Below are 16,554 nucleotides of genomic sequence, written 5' to 3'. Positions count from 1 at the left end.
CTACCCGACGGAGGCGGTGGCACGCTGCACCTGCGTCACGCCGGGCAGCATGGGCGCGGGGTTGAGGGCCTGCACCAGCAGGGACCTCAGCGCCTCGCCCAGGTCGTCCACCACGCTCAGCGCGCCCGCGGGTGCGCCCTGGAGCACCGCGGGGACTTCGGCGCCCACGACGACAATGGGCATCCGCGCCTCCCACGCCAGGTAGTGCGCCAGCCTCACCGCCGGCTCGGACACGTCCAGCAGCAGCGCCCCCACCGCGCCCGCGCTGAAGGGACGCCACAGGGGCCGGGCCGCTTCGGCCGGGGGCAGCGTGCAGAAGTCCAGCCGCAGCACCTCGCTCAGCACCAGCCGCCCCAGCGTCCCGAAGCCGCTCTTCACCGCGGTGGGCTCCGCCGACAGCGCCTCCAGGCCGGGCACGCGCGCCATCACCCGACGCGCCGCGGACGCGCCGCTGCCGCACACGAAAATCTTGGCGGTGGCCACCCGCGACGGCGCCTTCGTGCGGAGGATTCGGCCTCGCAGCGCGTGCACCTCCGCCGCGCCCAGCAGTTCGTTGGCGTTGGCGTCCGTGCCATTCACGTCCGCCGGCCTCGCCACCCCGCGCTGCATCAGCGTGGACAGCACGCCCAGCACTTCCAGGTCCGTGGCGGGCGCCAGGTCCAGCACCTCGCCCAGCGCGCGCGGCTGGCGCAAGAGGTCCATCACCTGCGCCGTCACCGGGTGCTGGTCCTGCTGGAAGTCCACGTCCAGCGCCAGCATCAGCCGCGTGTGGCGCGGCGGCAGGCCCGGCATCAGGCGATTGACCTCGTCCGACTGCCGCATGCCCTCCAGCAGCGCGTCGTCCATGGCGCGGTTGATGCGCGCCTTCGCCGCGCTGGCGCCCGGGGAGAACGTGAAGGTCCCATCGCCCCAGGCCAGCAGGCGGAACAGCGCCTTCTCGCCCTCCACCCGCCCCAGCTTCGAATTCACGGGGCGGCCCTCCACCACGTGGATTTCACCGCGCTCGTTGCCGCGCTCCAGCGAGAGCTTCCCGCTGCGCCGGTTCATCCCGAGCAGCTGCATCAGGTCCGGGATGCTGAGCTGACTGAGCGAGCCTTCGATTTCCTGCTGCTCGACCTTGAGGTCCTTGGCCGCCTCGTTGCGCCGGAAGATGTGCTCGATTCGGCTGAGCACCTCGTCCAGGTTGAAGGGCTTGCGCAGGTAGCCGTCCCGCAGGCCGCGATACCGGTCCCCGTCGAAGCTCGACGTGGTGAGCACCACCGGGATGTCTTCGGTGCGCGGGTTGGTGCGCAGAATCTGGATGAAGGTGCGCGCCTCCAGCAGCCGACAGTGCTCGTCGAACAGCGTGAGGTCCGGGTGGCGCAGCACCGCCACCTCCAGCGCCCGCGAGCCGTCCGGCGCGTAGTGCACCTGGTAGCCCTTGGTGCGCAGCGCGCGGGACAGCGCGCGCACGGACTCGAGGTCGGGGTCGGCGATGAGGATCTTCCGGACCTGGGCCACGCGTCACTCCACTTCGTGTCAGTAGGGCTGCAGGTCGTATTCGGCCTGCAGCTTGGAGATGAGCCCGTCCACCACGGCGGTGTCCGAGGTGTGGAAGCCCCACGTCGCGCCCCGCCCCCGCCGCTGGATGAGCGCGTAGGCGGCGCTCTCCGACAGCCAGAGGATGAACTCGTGCCGGGACACCCGCTCGTCGCCCTCCAGGAACACGGGCGTCAGCGCGGGATGCGACTCCAAATCGACCCGGCGGCCCAGCAGGTAGATGCGCGAGGACAGGTCCGGTGGCGCCGACTCCAGCCCGGCCGCTATCGGCAGGTCCGCGCGAATCTCCGGCCCGCCCACATACAGGAGGCCGCGCGTGCCCGGGTCTCGGGTCAGCTCGCGGGCAATCTCCGCCTGGAGTTCGTCGAAGAGGACGTCCGCCACCTTGCCTCGGCGGCTGGGCTCGGCGCGCTCGTCCACCGGCAGCCGGGGGCTGTTGGGCGTGCCCAGGAGCAGGTCCACCTCGTCCCAGAACGGCAGCCCGTCCAGCATCAGCCGCCGCTGGAGCGACGCGCGACGCTCGTCCATGCGGCGACGGCAGCGGTGCACCAGCTCGTCGAAGTCCTCGCCGTCCTTCGGGAAGGTGCTCGCACCGCCCACGAGGGCCAGCGGCAGGCGCGACTCCACGTCCTGGACTTCCGGCTCCTCGCGCACCGCCGCCACCGCGCGACGCACGAACATCATCGCGCCGAAGAAGTCCGTCTCCGGCAGCAACAGGTAGAACTCCTGGTCGCTCGCCTTCGCGATGACGTCCGAGTCGCGGATGATCTTGCTCAGCGCGCGGATGATGCCGCGCACCGCCTTCTTCGCGTCCGCCGCGCCCTGGCGCACGCGCACCAGGGGCAGGTTGTCGATGGAGAAGGTCAACAGCGAGAACGTCCGCCCGTACCGCCGCGCCTTGTAGATCTCCTTGGAGGCGTAGTCGGTGAAGTAGCTGAGGTTGTAGGCCGCCGTCTCGCGGTCTCTCAGGCCCAGGCGCTGGAGCGCCATCATCCGCCGGCCGTTCTTCACGCTCACGGCGGCGAAGTCCGCGAGCACGCGGGCGTCCCGCGAGTGCTCCGGCCGGAAGTCCCCGGTCAGCGGGTCCGAGAGCTGCGCGAGGCCGACGATTTCCCCGGAGACCATCAGCGGCACGTACAGCACCGCGGAGCGCTCATCGCGCGCGAACCACGGCTGCGCATCCCGCAGGCGCCCCGCCAATGGCCCCTCCGGGTTCATCTTCTCCGCGAGGAACTGCTTGTCGAGCAGCCCCCGGTACGCGCGCAGCACCAGGTCTCCCCGGTCGTCCAGCACCCACAGCGCGGCGCTCTGCGCGTCGCACACCGCGGACAGCTCCGAGATGATGCGCTCCTGCAGCCACTCCAAGTCCGATTGGGAGATGAGCTCCAGGCAGCGCTGGTGCAGGTTGTGGAAGCGGGCGAACTCGATGTTCTCGTCGCGCAGCTGGGTGCGCTCCCGGCGCAGGGCGGCGCGCTCCAGGGCGCGGTCCACCGCGAGCACCAGGTCCGTCTCCTCCACGGGCTTGGCCAGGCAGTCCGCCGCGCCCGAGCGCAGCGCCATCTCCGAGCCCTTCACGTCGGTGCGTTGGCTGACCAGGATGACTTCCTGGTCCGGGTCTCGTTCGCGAAGGCGCGCGGTGAGCGCGAAGCCGTCGACGCCCGGCATCACCACGTCGGTGATGACCAGGTCGAAGGGCGTGCGAGCCGCCTCCTCGAGCGCCAACGTGCCGTTCTCCACAGAGACCACACGGTGCCCATGACGGGACAGCATGTCGCTGGCGAGCTGGCGGAAGAACAGGTCGTCGTCGACGACGAGAATGGGACCGGCCACGCGCTGTCTGACCCGGGTGCGAAGGGGGAGGTCGGAGGTTACCGGCCCCCAGCAAGCGCGACAACGCCCTCGAAGACGAAGGCGACAGGTCCACGGAGGCGGATGTCGGACAGGTCGGCCGGCACGCGGATGCGCAGGTTGCCTCCTGGCAGGGTGACGCGCAGCCAGGTGTCCGAGGGCAGGCGACCCGCCAGCACCGCCGCCACCGCCGAGGCGCAGGCCCCCGTGCCGCACGCCTGGGTGAGCCCACAGCCCCGCTCCCAGACGACGACGGTGAGGCCGTCCTCCTCCACCCGGACGAACTCCACGTTGGTGCGGTCCTGGAACGAGGGGTGCCGCTCCAGCTCCGGCCCCAGTCGAGGCGCGTCCTCCAGCGGCTGGTCCAGGAGGACCAGGTGGGGATTGCCCATGCTCACCGCGGAGGCTCGAAGCTCGGGGCGCCCTGGCAGTGGAGCGTCCAGGAACGGCTTCCCGGTGACGCCCGATGGCAGGTTCGGGGCCACGAGCCGTGCTGGCCCCATGGAAATGTCCACCGCGACCACCCCGCCGTCGCCATAGCCGGGCATGCAGGTGAGCACTCCGGCGCCCGTCTCCACGTCGATGCGGCCCGGGTTTTCCCCGGACTGGTCGACCAGGTACTTCACGGCGCAGCGCAGGCCGTTGCCGCACATCTCCGCGATGCTGCCGTCGGCGTTGTGGACGACCATCCGGGCCAGGCCGTGCTCGGAGGGGAGCAGCGCGAGGACTCCGTCGGCGCCGATGCCGAGCCGGCGGTCGCACATCCAGCGGGACGTCGCCGCGTCGATGTCCACGCCGGACTGGCGACGGTCGAGCACGACGAAGTCGTTGCCCAGTCCCTGGTACTTGAAGATGCGTTCGCGAGCGTCCACGGACGCAATCCTAGCCCTGGTCCGTCACTCGCGCTCGTCCGCCTTCTTCGGAGGTGTCGGGTCGGGCATGTCGAGCGCCGGCACGGCGGTGCGCGGGGGTTTGGCCTGGGGGATGGTGGGGGTCCGGACGGGTGTGCCACCGGGAGGGGTCAGCGCCACGCCCGTGCGCCGGGACAGCTCGCTCTTCACGGCGTTGATTTCCGCGTTGGCGCGCTCGTAGATGTCCTGGACGGGGTTGCCGCCGGCGCGGGCCACCTGACGGCGCAGGGTGCCCAGCTCCGACTCCTGGGCCTGGAGCTTCTCCTGGAGCGAGTCCACCTCCGACTGGAGCTGCTCCAGCTCCGCGGCCATCTCCAGGACGGCGTCGGTCTGCGAGGCGGCCTTGAGCTCCTCGGTGGCCTTGAGCAGGTCGTTGCGCTCGGCCTCCAGGGAGGTGAGCCGGGCCTGCTGCTCCTTCACGAGCGGCTCCAGGCGCTCCCGCTCGAAGCGGTCCTTGAGGAGGTCCTGCTTTTCGGCCGTGAGGGCCTGGGCCTGTTCCTGGAGGCGCGTCAGCTCGGTGCGCAGCGTGGTGAGTCGGTCGGACGTGGTGCCGTCGCGCTGCGCGAGCTGGCGGCGGGCTTCCTCCAGCGCCTCGGAGGCACGGGTGCGCTCGGCGCGCTCGGCGTCGAGCAGGCGGACCGCGTCCGTGGAGGCGGTCTCCAGTGCGGTGATGCGGCCTTCCAGTCGGACGCGGGCGGCCCGGGCGACGGTGAGGTCCGATTGGAGACGCTCCCGTTCGGACTCGGCGCGAGTCAGGCGCTCCTGCACGGCATGGAGCGCGGTGGCGCTCGCCGTCGTGGAGGACTCCAGCTCGGACAGGCGGGCTTCGAGTTCGACGCGTCGGGCCTCGAAGTCGGTGGTGGCCTCGGCGAGCTTCGCGGTGTGCTCCTCACGCAAGGCCGCGGCGCGAGCCTGGAGCGAGGAGAGCTGGGCTTCCAGTTCGGCTCGACGGGTCTCGGTGTCGACGAGACGCAAGGACAGCGTGGACTGAGTCGCCCACTCCGCTTCGAGCCGGGACTCCAGCTCGGCGCTCTCCGTGCGCTGTTCCTCCAACCGAGCCACTGTCTCCGTGAGCCGCGCCTCCACTTGCGCTCGCTCGGCGCGCTGCGCTTCGAGCTGCGACGTGGTCTCCGTGAGGCGTGCATCCAGCGCGGACTGTTCCGCGCGGTGTGCCTGGAGCTGCGTGTCCGTCTCGGTGAGCCGTGCCTCCAGCGCGGCCAGGGCCGAGCGCTGTGCCTCGAATCGCTCCACGGTCTGCGTGAGCCGAGCCTCCAGCTCCCCCTTCTCCGCGCGGCTGGACTCCAGCTCGGTGCGCTGACGTTCGAGGTGCGCGGTGAGGTCGGCGAACCGGGCCTCCCAGTCCGCGCGGGCCTGTCCCAGCGCCTCCGTGGCCTCCCGCAGTCGTGCTTCCAGACTCGCGGAGCGCTCCTGTTCCGTGCGGGCCGTCTCGGTGATTCGCGCCAGCTCCGCGCGAGTGGTCTCCAACGCGGCGCGCTCGCTTTCGAGCGAGCTCTCCATCGCGGTGGCCTTGCCCGCGAAGCGCCGCGCCGTCTCCAGCTGCACCATGAGCAGCTCGGCGTTCTCGCGCTGGGCGACCAGTCGCTCCCTCGCGTCCACCAGCTCCGCATCGAGCCGGGAGAGGTGCATCCCCCGGTCGTGAAGCGCGGCCATGGCCCGCTGGAGTTCCATGCCCAGGCGCATCACTTCCTGCCGCGCCGCTGCCAGGTGCGTCAGCTCGCCGCGCAGGTCCAGGACTTCCTGGCGCGTGGTCTCCAGCGTGGCCTCGGTGGCTTCCTGCGTCCGCAGGCTCTCCCGAAGCTCTGTTTCACGTGCGGCAGCCTGGGCCTGAAGCTCTTGCAGAGCCCACTCGCGCTCGGAGAGCGTCGCGTCCACGGCGCGCTTCGCCAGCTCCGACTCGCTCAACGCCTGCTCCACGGACGCCAGTCGCGCTCCCATGGACTCCGCTTCGGACAGCCGTGCATCCAGGGTCGTCCGCAGCTCCCGCGCCGAATCCTCGGCCTGGGAGCGTTCGCCTTCCAGTCGCTCCACGCTGGCGCGCAGCGCCTGCTCGCGAGCCTCGGAGTCCTCGCGCAACTGAGTCAGGGCCTGCTCGCGGGCCGCCAGCTCGGCGCGAACCTGGGCCAGCGCCTCGCGTTCGGCCTGAAGGGCCGCTCGCGCTTCGGCATGCGTCTCCCGCTCACGGGCCAGCTCGGAGCGTGCCGCTTCCGCGCCCTGCTGCTCCGTCGCCAGCGCGGCTTCCGACGCAGCGCGGGCGGACGACTCGGAGGACAGCGCGTCACGGGCGCGCGTCAGCGACGACTCGACCTCCGCGCGGGCGGACGACTCGGAGGACAGCGCGTCGCGAGTGCGCGTCAGCGACGACTCGACCTCCGCGCGGGCGGCCTCTTCAGCGGACAGCGCCTCGCGAGCGCGAGCCAACGACGACTCGACCTCCGCGCGCGCGGTCTCTTCACGGGTCAGGGCTTCGCGAGTGCGAGCCAGTGACGACTCGACCTCCGCGCGCGCTGCTTCTTCTGTAGAGAGGGCCTCGCGAGTGCGAGCCAGTGACGACTCGACCTCCGCACGTGCCGTCTCTTCAGACGCCAGGGCTTCACGCGTGCGCGCCATCGAAGCTTCCGCCTCGGCGCGCGCGCGCTGCTCCCCTTCCAGCCGCTCGTGTACGCGAGCCAGGCCGGCCTCGCCGTCGCTGCGCTCCTGCCGCTCGGTCTCCAGCTCCGCGCGAGCCGCGCTCAGCGCCTCACGCTCCGCCGCCAACGCGGTCTCGACGCGAGCCCGACCTTCGAGCTCCGACTGGAATCGGGTGACGGTCTCGGACAGCTCGGCCGCCAGGGCTTCGCGCGCCTCACGCTCGGAAGCGAGAGACTGGCGCACCTCCGCCAGGGAGGCCTGGGCCTGGACTTCACCCTGCCCTCGGGACTCGCGCTCCGTGGCCAGTGCCTCGCGGGCCTCGGCGAGAGCCGCTTCAGCCCGTGCACGCTGCTCCGCTTCCGCCTGGAGTCGACGCTGGGTCTCCGACAGCGCCTCATCGGCGCGTGTCCGCTGCGCCTCGACGTCCTCGAGCCGTGCGCGAGCCTCGGTCAGCGAGGCTTCGACGCGAGCCTTTTCCTCGGTCTCCGTCAGCAGGCGGGCTTGGGCCTCGGCCACTGTCGCTTCGGCGAGTGAGCGCTGTTCGGCCTCACGCTGAAGCAGGGTTCGGGCCTCGGCGAGTTCGGCCTCGACGCGCGCCCGCTCCTCGCCATCCTCGTGACCACGGCTCCGGGCCGCGGCCAGCGCGGTCTCGACACGCGCCCTCGCCTCAGCCTCGGACTGGATCCTGGCCTGCGTCTCGGCCAGCGCCGCCGCGAAGCGCGCCCTCTCCTGGGTCTCGCCCTGAAGGAGTGTCTGAGTCTCGGCCAGCGAGGTCTCGACTCGCGCCCTCGTCTGGGTCTCGCCCTCAAGGAGCGTCTGGGCCTCGGCCAGCGCCGCCTCGACGCGCGCCTTCGCTTCGACCTCTGACTGGTTCCTGGCCTGAGCCTCGGCCAGCGCCGCCTCGACGCGCGCCTTGGCTTCCGACTCCGACTGGCCTCGAGCCCGAGCCTCGGCGAGCGCCGTCTCGACGAGCGCCTTCGCTTCGGCTTCCGACTCGATCCGAGCCTGGACCTCGGCGAGCGACGCGGAGACTCGCGCCTTCGCCTCGCGCTCTTCCTCAAGGCGAGCCTGTGCCTCGGCCAGCGTCGCTTCGACGCGCGCCTTCGCTTCCGCCTCTTCCTGAAGTCGGGCGGCGGCCTCGGCCAGTGCCGCCTCGAAGCGGGCCTGAGCCTCCGTCAGCGCCGCTTCGGAACGGCTCCGCCGCTCGGCCTCTGTCTGGAGGCGCGCCTGCGCTTCCGCCAGCGTCCCCTCGACATGGGTCCGCTGCTGGCCCTCGCCTTGAAGTTGTCCTCGCGCCTCCGCCAGCGCCTCCTCGGCGCGGGTGCGTCGCTGCAGCTCATCCTGGAGCTGGACCTGCACGTCCGCGAGCACCGCTTCCCAACGGGCCCGACGCTCCGTCTCCGCGTCCAGGGCCTCCTTCGACTGGTTGAGCGCCTGTCGTGCCTCGGCGAGTCCCGCCTGGGCCTCGGTGAGCGCCGCCTCCGCGGTCTCCCGGCGCGCCTGCTCCGTCTCCAGTTGCGCGCGCAGGGTCTCCAGCGCGGAGCCCGACCTCAGGCGACCATCGCGCTCGGACTCCAGCGTGGCCTGGACCTCCGCCAGCGAAGTCTCCAGCGCGGCGCGACGCTCCACCTCCGCGTCCACCGCCTCACGGGTCCGGGCCAGGGTCGCCTCGGCCTCGACGAGCCGCTGGGCCGCGCTCTCCAGCTTGCCGCGAGAGACGCGCAGCGCGTCCTCGACCGCCGCGCGCGACTCACGCTCCTGGTCCAGCTCTCCGCCCACGCGAGCGGCCAGGGCCGCCGTGGCGTCCCGCTCCTGGTGCGCCGTCTCCAGGTCCGACTGCACGGACTGAAGCGAGGCCGCCAGCTCCTCCGCGCGCTCAGCCTCCTCGCGGCGGGAGCGGCTCAACGTGGAGACCTCCGCCTCCAGCTCCACCACACGGCGGACCAGCGCCTGGCGCTCCTCCTCCAGCTCCAGCTTGCGCGCCTCCGTCTCCGCACGAATGGCGGCCTCGGTGCGAGCCTCGTCCGCGAGCGCCTCCGCGCGCACGCGCTCCGACTCCAGCACGCCCTCCAGCGCCGACAGCCGGGCCTGAAGTCCGGAGCGCTCCGTCTCCAGGACCCCCGTCAGCCCCGCCTCCACGCGAGCGCGCTCCTCCTCCAGCGCGGTGATGCGCTGCTCGGCCTCGTGGAGCGCTTCCTCCAGCTTCCGCGCGGTGGCGCGAGCGGAGGCCTCGCCCTGCGTCAGCGCCTCCAGTTCGGCCCGCAGTCGTGCTTCCCGCTCGCGCGCGGCGACGAGCTCCGTCTCCTGACCCCGTCCCTCCGCCTGGAGCGCCGCCAGCCGCTCCTCCGCGTCCCGTCGAGCCCCTTCGGCCGACGACACCCGCAGGGACGCCTCCGTCAGCTCGCGAGCCGCGCGCGCCAGCTCCGCTTCCCGCACGGACAGGGCCGCCACGGCATCGCGCGCGGCCTCCTCCGCCCGAGCCGTGCCGTCCTTCAGATGCTCCACCGCCGCCAGGGCCGCCGAGTACTGCTCGGCGATGCGCAGCTCCCGCTCCCGGGCCGCGTCCGCCGCGCGACGCCGGTCCTCGGACTGCTCCCCAGCGCGCTCCGCCAGGAGCCGGTCCTTCTCCCGGTCGATGCGCAGCGTGGTCAGCTCATCCTGAAGCTCACGCACCTGGGTATAGGTCTGCGTCAGCCGCTCCCGGGCCTCCTCCAAGGAGGTGGCCAGCTCCTCGCGGCGCGCGCGCTCCAGCCGGAGCGTCTCCTGCCCCGCGAGCACCTGGACTCCGGCCTCCGCCTGCGCGCGCTGCGCGGCCTCGACCTCCAGACGTTGAGCCGCCAGACGGCGGTCCGCATCCCCCAGCCGCTCGTGCGCGACCTGGAGCTCCAGCTCACGTCGGCGCAGCCGTCCCGCCAGGTCATCCCGCTCGCGCTGCGACTCCGGCGTGCCCCGCGCCTGCTCCAGCTGCGCGGTGAGCCGCGCCACCTCGTCCCGAGTCACCTCCAGCACGGGCTTGAGTGAAGCGACCTCCGCCTCGCGGTCCGTCAGCTCGGTGCGAAGCCGCGTCAGCGACTCCTTCAGCCGCGCGCTGCGCTCCTCCCAGGACTTCGCGCGCGCCACGACTTCGTCGAGCTTGCCCCGCGTGAAGGCCAGCGGCTCCGGCGGGAGCTGCACCCACGTGGGGTCCACCGAGCGCGCGGGCTCCTGCCCGGCGACGACCACGAAGTACGCCGCCTCGCCGTTCTCCACGAGCGAGCCGTCCACCTGGAGCCCCTCGCCCCGCTCGAAGGCGAGCTGGTACCCCAGCACCGGCGACTGCGTGGCCACCTCCACATGGGGGAAGTGCACGTTGAGCGCATCCAGCAGGAGCCCGTAGGTGGGCGGAACGTTCCCCTCTTCCGCTTCCACCAGCTGCGGCAGCGCCAGGCCCGCCACATTGCGCAGGCCGCCCACCAGGAAGCCCTGCTTCGCCACCAGCCGCGCCAGCTCAGCCAGGAGCTCCGGGGCCCGGACGTACGGCGCCAGGTCCGCCACGAGCACCACGTCGAAGCTGCCCGGCTCGAAGTCGTCGTAGATGTTGGCGCGGTAGCGCAGCGTGGGCCCACCGTGCGCCTTCTGCGCGGCCTGGACCGCCTTCACGTCCTCGTCACAGGCGACGACAGCCCGGGCTCCCCGCTCCAGCAGGAAACGCGCGCTCTCTCCTCCGGTGGAGGCCACCGCGTCGACCTCCAGCACGCGTCGGCGCGCGAAGAGGCTCTCGGCGAAAATGTAGCGGGGCAGCAGTTCACTGGGCCCCATGCGACGGAATGTGTGATGCATGGGTGTGTTCGGGGGTGGGAGTATAGCCGTGGGCCTCCGCGCCCCAAGGAAAGCGCCAGGGGCCGAAATCAGCCCGGCGCCCGGACGTCAGGAGAGCAGGCGACATGAACGGATCGGCACAGCAGGGCTTTGGCTATCGGGCACGGCGGACCTTCACCAGGCTGCTCGTCTTCTGCCTCATTCTCGGACTGGGCGGGGTGGTCGTCTTCCTCCTGTCCCAGCTCAACTCGCGCACCTTCACCCTGGCCCCCGTGGACGGCCAGCTCGTGGTGATGAAGGGCCGCATGGCCCCCATGGGCTCCGTCCCCTACCGGCCCGGAGACCCCCGGCTGGCGGACGCCTATGCCCCCATCCCCCTGGAGGGCCAGGACGTCGGCTCCCTCATCCTGCGCAGCTTCACCGAGCGTGATGAGCTGGACCGGGCCCTCTTCCCGCTCCTGGAGTCCATGGCCCGCCCCCGCATCGCCTCCGAAGAGCCCCCCAAGGTGGAGCAGGGCCTGTACTACCTGCGCCGCGCGGAGAAGCTCTCCGGCGTCACCGAGGAGCAGCGCCTCACGCTCCAGAAGCTCATGACCGAGGTGGCCTTCTTCCAGGCCCGCCAGAAGCTCGAGGATGCCCGGAGGCTCGTCAGCGACGCCCTGGCCCAGCTCAAGCTCGCCGCGGAGAGCCAGAGCCGCCACGCGCGCAGCGCCAACCAGATGCTCTCCACCGTCTCGCCCCCCGCCCGCGCGCTCGAGGAGGCCCTCCGCCGCGCCGTCCACACCTTGAGTGGACCCCAGGAGACGCCCCGTGAGACGCCTCCCGAGGCCCCCGTCCAGGCACCCCCACCCGCACCCACACCGACCTCGCCAGAGGCCCCCACGCAGGGTGCCACTCCGACGCCGGAGGTGGATTCGGGGATGGACTCGGGCACGACTCCCTGAGCAGGGCCCCGCGCACCCGTCCTCCCAGGTTCGATTTCACGCCCCCCGCACGGAGTGTCCTCCAGTCTGTCACGGAGTGTTGTGAGCAGAACGTGACGAGGGGCGTTGGAGATCGATCATAGATTGCAAAGGACGGACCTACCCAGGCACTAGATCTCGCGTTGACACCAACGGGAGCCCCCAATACCTTGTGCCCGGTCGACGACGCCCCACCGTTCGGTGGCGTCCCACGGGGTTCAGGGAGGGGTTGTGGTGTCTTTACACACGTCAGTCTACCCCGCATGTCACCTGAGCCTCCGGGTATCCTCGAGACCGTAGGCCCGCGCCAGTAGAGCGGGCCTTCTCCCCTACACATCCGTGCAGTTATTTCGTGGCCCGGGAAACCCCTCCCAGGGCAAGCTCGTCGCTTGCCCTCGTGGCCACGCCATTGCCCTCGTTTGGAGTGAGCCGCTCGTGAACTTCGAAACGCCCGTGAAGCCCGCCCCCGCGCCCATGCCTGTCCCGCCCGCCACCCACGCCCAACCCGGGCCGACCGCGAGCGTGACGCCCGTGGCCGAGCCCACACAGAGCGACTTCGCCCCCACCACCATGCGCGTGCGCAAGCGCAACGGCACGGCCGAGCCGGTGGACCTGAACAAGATTGTGCGCGCGGTGGGCAAGAGCTGCATGGGGCTGTCCCGCGTGGACGTCATGCGCGTGGCCACGAAGACCATCTCCGGCCTCTACGACGGAGCCACGACGCGCGAGCTGGACAGCCTCTCCATCCAGACGGCCGCCGCCCTCATCGTCGAGGAGCCCGAGTACGCGCGCCTGTCCGCGCGCCTGTTGGCCACCTTCATCCAGAAGGAGGTCAGCAACCAGGACATCCACTCCTTCAGCCAGTCCGTCGCCGCCGGCCACAAGCACGGCCTCATCGCGGACCGGCTGCTGCAGTTCGTCCAGGCCAACGCGCGCAAGCTCAACGCCGCCATCGACCCGTCGCGCAATGACTTGTTCGAGTACTTCGGCCTGCGCACCGTCTACGACCGCTATCTGCTGAAGAACCCGCAGACGCGCGAGGTGCTGGAGACGCCGCAGGAGTTCTTCCTCCGCGTCGCGTGCGCGCTGAGCGGCGACAACGCGAAGGAGGCCATCGAGCTGTACCGGCTGTTCAGCTCCCTGGAGTACCTGCCCAGCTCCCCCACGCTCTTCAACTCCGGCACCCGCCACGAGCAGCTCTCCAGCTGCTTCCTGCTGGACTCGCCGACGGACGAGCTGGACGCCATCTACCGGAAGTATTCGGACATCGCGATGCTGTCCAAGTTCTCCGGCGGCATCGGCGTGGGCTACCACCGCGTGCGCGCGCGCGGCTCGCTCATCCGCTCCACCAACGGCCACTCCAACGGCATCGTCCCCTGGCTGAAGACGCTGGACGCGTCCGTGGCGGCGGTGAATCAGGGCGGCAAGCGCAAGGGCGCCTGCTGCGTGTACCTGGAGACGTGGCACGCGGACATCGAGGACTTCCTCGAGCTGCGCGAGAACACCGGTGACGATGCGCGCCGCACCCACAACCTGAACCTGGCCAACTGGGTGCCGGACCTGTTCATGAAGCGGGTGGAGTCGGAGGGCGACTGGAGCCTGTTCGACCCCAAGGTGGTGCCCCACCTGACGGACCTGTTCGGCGAGGCGTTCGAGAAGGCCTACGTCGAGGCGGAGGCTTCTGGCCTGGCGATGCGCAAGGTGAAGGCGCGAGACCTCTACGCCAAGATGATGAAGACGCTGGCGCAGACGGGCAACGGCTGGATGACCTTCAAGGACATCAGCAACCGCAAGAGCAACCAGACGGGCCTGCCCGGCAACGTCATCCACCTGTCCAACCTGTGCACCGAAATCCTGGAGGTGACGAGCCAGGGTGAGACGGCGGTGTGCAACCTGGGCTCGCTGAACCTGGGCCGCCTGGTGGTGGACGGGAAGTTCGACTTCGAGCGCCTGCGCGCCAACGCCCAGCTCGCGATGAAGCAGCTGGACCGGGTCATCGACCTCAACTTCTACCCCATCCCCACGGCGGCGGACTCCAACCGCCGCTGGCGTCCGGTGGGCCTGGGCCTGATGGGCCTGCAGGACGTCTTCTTCCAGCTCCGCCTGCCGTTCGACGCCCCCGAGGCTCGCGCGCTGTCGCGGAAGATTTCGGAGGAGATCTACTTCGCGGCGCTGACCACGTCGTGCGAGATGGCCGAGCAGTTCGGCGCGCATCCCTCCTTCCCGGAGACGCGGGCGGCGAAGGGCGAGCTCCAGTTCGACAGCTGGGGTGTGACGCCGGAGGACACGGCGCGCTGGGATGCGCTGCGCGCTCGCATCATGAAGCACGGCCTGCGCAACTCGCTGATGATTGCGATTGCGCCCACCGCGACGATTGCGTCCATCGCCGGCTGCTACGAGTGCATCGAGCCGCAGGTGTCCAACCTGTTCAAGCGCGAGACGCTGTCGGGTGACTTCCTCCAGGTGAACCGCTACCTCGTCCGTGACCTCCAGGCGATTGGCATCTGGAACGAGGGCGTGCGCAATCGCATCAAGATGGCGGAAGGCAGCATCCAGGACCTGGCGGAGCTGCCGGCGGACCTGCGCACCATCTACCGGACCGCGTGGGAGCTGCCCATGCGCTCGCTCATCGACATGGCGGCCGACCGCGGCGCCTTCATCGACCAGAGCCAGTCGCTCAACCTCTTCGTGGAGACGCCGAACATCGGCAAGCTCTCCTCCATGTATTTCTACGCATGGCAGAAGGGGCTGAAGACGACGTATTACATGCGCTCCCGTCCGGCCACACGCATCGCCAAGGCGACGGTGGGCAACAGCACCGCGAGTGCACCCGCGCCCTCCGCGCCCGCGCCTGTCGCATCCGCCTCCTCGGTGACGGACGCCGAAGCAGTCGCGTGCTCCCTGGAGAACCCGGAAGCGTGCGAGGCGTGCCAGTAAGGAATTCCTGACTCACTGAGTTTTCATCCGGGCGAGCATGCGCGAGAGCGTGTGCTCGCTTCGTTTTGCGGGCGCATTTCACACCGCGGAACGTACGTGAAGGCGTCCGCGCGCTTCGCATCAGGAGAATTGTTCAGAGGACGTGGACGCGAGCAGGCGAGCACATCAGGAGTTTGTTCGCCCACTCGGCTGCTGTATTGATCGCGCCCATGCTGCTCGAACCCGGCCTGAACCTGACGCTGCGCCCGATGGCCTACCCGGTCTTCTTCGAGATGTACCGGAACGCCATCAAGAACACGTGGACTGTCGAGGAGGTCGACTTCTCCACGGACCTGGTCGACCTCCGCTCGAAGATGACGGACGCGGAAAGACATCTCATCCACCGGTTGGTGGCCTTCTTCGCGACGGGCGACAGCATCGTCGGCAACAACCTGGTGTTGAACCTGTACAAACACATCAACGCGCCCGAGGCGCGGATGTACCTGTCGCGTCAGCTCTATGAAGAGGCCCTGCACGTCCAGTTCTACCTGACGCTGCTGGACACCTACGTGCCGGACCAGGCCGAGCGCGCGAAGGCGTTCGCCGCCATCGACAACATCCCCTCCATCCAGCGCAAGGCGCGCTTCTGCATGAAGTGGATGGACAGCATCAACGGGCTGAACGAGCTGACGACGAAGGAGCACCGCCGCGCCTTCCTGCTCAACCTCATCTGCTTCGCGGGCTGCATCGAGGGCCTCTTCTTCTTCGCGGCCTTCGCCTACGTGTACTTCCTGCGCAGCAAGGGCCTGCTCAACGGGCTCGCCGCCGGGACGAACTGGGTGTTCCGCGACGAGAGTTCGCACATGGCCTTCGCCTACGAGTGCATCACGGTGGCCCGCAAGGAGGAGCCCGACCTCTTCGACGCGAAGATGGAGCGCGACGTGGAGGCGATGCTGCGCGAGGCGGTGGAGTGCGAGACGCAGTTCGCCCAGGACCTCTTGAGCGGCGGCGTCGCGGGCTTGTCCGTGCAGGAGATGCGCGGCTACCTGGAGTACACGGCGGACCAGCGGCTCCAGATGCTGGGGCTGACGCCCGTGTTCCGCACGAAGAACCCCCTGTCCTTCATGGACCTTCAGGACGTGCAGGAGCTCACCAACTTCTTCGAGCGCCGTGTGTCCGCCTACCAGGTCGCCGTGGGCGTGGGCGCGGCCAACGACGTGGTGCTCGACGCCACGTTCTGATGTCCCCGGGCGGGCCCCCTCCAGGGCTCGCCCTCCCTGTCACGCGGACAGCTCGTACCGGTAGACGTGGCGGCGACTTCCCTCTCGCCCCACTTCCTGGAAGCCGAGCTGTTCGAACGTCTCCACGAAGCCCATGAAGCGATAGCTCGGTGAGCTGGGGTCCACGGGGTACGCCTCGACGACGCTGGCGCCCCGCTTGCGAGCGTGGGCGATGGCGGCCTTGATGAGTCTTTGCGCAATCCCCTGCCCTCGGGCCGCTCGGGTGACGAAGAAACACGCCAGGGACCACACGCGCTCTGGCGCCTCGTCCTCCGGATTCAAGCCTCCGAGCCCCTTGCGGTACGTGTCACGCGGCGCGAGGGAACACCACGCCACCGGCTCGTCCCCGAGGTAGCCGAGCAGCCCCACCGGAGTCCCCTGCTTCACGCGCCGCTGCATCGCCGCCTTGCGATGCGCATTGTCCGCGAGCCGGGCTTCCGCGCCCTCGGCCCGCCACACCATGCACCAGCAGTACTTGGGTCCGCCCTGGCTCTCGAACAGCCGCGCGAAGTCGGGCCAGCGCTTCGAATCCACCTCATGCGTCGAGAATCGCCCCGAGGGCGCCTCGGAGGTGGCCGGCTTCGTAGTCGCGCGCTGAGCCGTGCTCCGCTTGGGAGAGGACGTCCTGCGTATCGTCTTCCGAGTGGGCAT

At 70.4% G+C, this 16,554-nt stretch carries 8 protein-coding genes; 3 read left to right on the top strand and 5 right to left on the bottom strand.

All coding sequences use genetic code 11. The features are described 5' to 3' along the window. The 4 genes from LZ199_RS43080 to LZ199_RS43065 are packed head-to-tail and all read right to left on the bottom strand — an operon-like array spanning position 1 to position 10,766. On the bottom strand, positions 1-1,500 hold the full coding sequence (locus tag LZ199_RS43080; protein ID WP_253999644.1) for a DUF4388 domain-containing protein: 1,500 nt from the start codon (positions 1,498-1,500) through the stop codon (positions 1-3). Positions 1,501-1,518: 18 nt separating this feature from the next. Further along, positions 1,519-3,369, bottom strand: coding sequence for a GGDEF domain-containing response regulator (locus tag LZ199_RS46870; protein ID WP_253999643.1), 1,851 nt, complete (start codon positions 3,367-3,369; stop codon positions 1,519-1,521). A 38-nt stretch (positions 3,370-3,407) separates the two neighbouring features. Beyond that, positions 3,408-4,259, bottom strand: a complete 852-nt coding sequence (dapF, locus tag LZ199_RS43070; RefSeq protein WP_253999642.1) for a diaminopimelate epimerase — start codon at positions 4,257-4,259, stop codon at positions 3,408-3,410. A gap of 24 nt (positions 4,260-4,283) precedes the next feature. Next, positions 4,284-10,766 carry a methyltransferase domain-containing protein gene (locus tag LZ199_RS43065; protein ID WP_253999641.1) on the bottom strand — a complete coding sequence of 2,161 codons (6,483 nt, stop codon included), beginning with the start codon at positions 10,764-10,766 and terminating at the stop codon, positions 4,284-4,286. Positions 10,767-10,870: 104 nt separating this feature from the next. Here LZ199_RS43065 and LZ199_RS43060 point away from each other — a divergent pair, with 104 nt between their 5' ends. The 3 genes from LZ199_RS43060 (at position 10,871) to LZ199_RS43050 (ending at position 15,864) form a co-directional block, all read left to right on the top strand. After that, complete coding sequence (locus LZ199_RS43060) at positions 10,871-11,689, top strand: IF-2 protein (protein WP_253999640.1); 819 nt, start codon at positions 10,871-10,873, stop codon at positions 11,687-11,689. 453 nt (positions 11,690-12,142) lie between these two features. Further along, positions 12,143-14,644 carry a ribonucleoside-diphosphate reductase subunit alpha gene (locus tag LZ199_RS43055; RefSeq protein ID WP_253999639.1) on the top strand — a complete coding sequence of 834 codons (2,502 nt, stop codon included), beginning with the start codon at positions 12,143-12,145 and terminating at the stop codon, positions 14,642-14,644. Between the two features lie 209 nt (positions 14,645-14,853). Then, positions 14,854-15,864 (top strand): ribonucleotide-diphosphate reductase subunit beta, encoded by a 1,011-nt coding sequence (locus tag LZ199_RS43050; RefSeq protein WP_253999638.1) that lies wholly within the window; start codon positions 14,854-14,856, stop codon positions 15,862-15,864. Positions 15,865-15,903: 39 nt separating this feature from the next. On the opposite strand, the gene LZ199_RS43045 is transcribed toward LZ199_RS43050, so the two are convergent. Continuing rightward, positions 15,904-16,554 (bottom strand): GNAT family N-acetyltransferase, encoded by a 651-nt coding sequence (locus LZ199_RS43045; RefSeq protein WP_253999637.1) that lies wholly within the window; start codon positions 16,552-16,554, stop codon positions 15,904-15,906.

It is taken from the genome of Myxococcus qinghaiensis, from assembly GCF_024198215.1.
GTDB classification, from domain to species: Bacteria; Myxococcota; Myxococcia; order Myxococcales; family Myxococcaceae; genus Myxococcus; species Myxococcus qinghaiensis.
Note: the sequence above shows the minus strand (reverse complement) of the source record. Positions and strands in the feature narration are given on the sequence as shown.

Excerpts from the sequence above, each read along its gene's own strand:
- LZ199_RS43065 (WP_253999641.1), bottom strand. The coding sequence starts at position 10,766 with ATGCATCACACATTCCGTCGCATGGGGCCCAGTGAACTGCTGCCCCGC.
- LZ199_RS43050 (WP_253999638.1), top strand. The coding sequence starts at position 14,854 with ATGCTGCTCGAACCCGGCCTGAACCTGACGCTGCGCCCGATGGCCTAC.
- LZ199_RS43045 (WP_253999637.1), bottom strand. The coding sequence starts at position 16,554 with ATGCCCACTCGGAAGACGATACGCAGGACGTCCTCTCCCAAGCGGAGC.
- LZ199_RS43060 (WP_253999640.1), top strand. The coding sequence starts at position 10,871 with ATGAACGGATCGGCACAGCAGGGCTTTGGCTATCGGGCACGGCGGACC.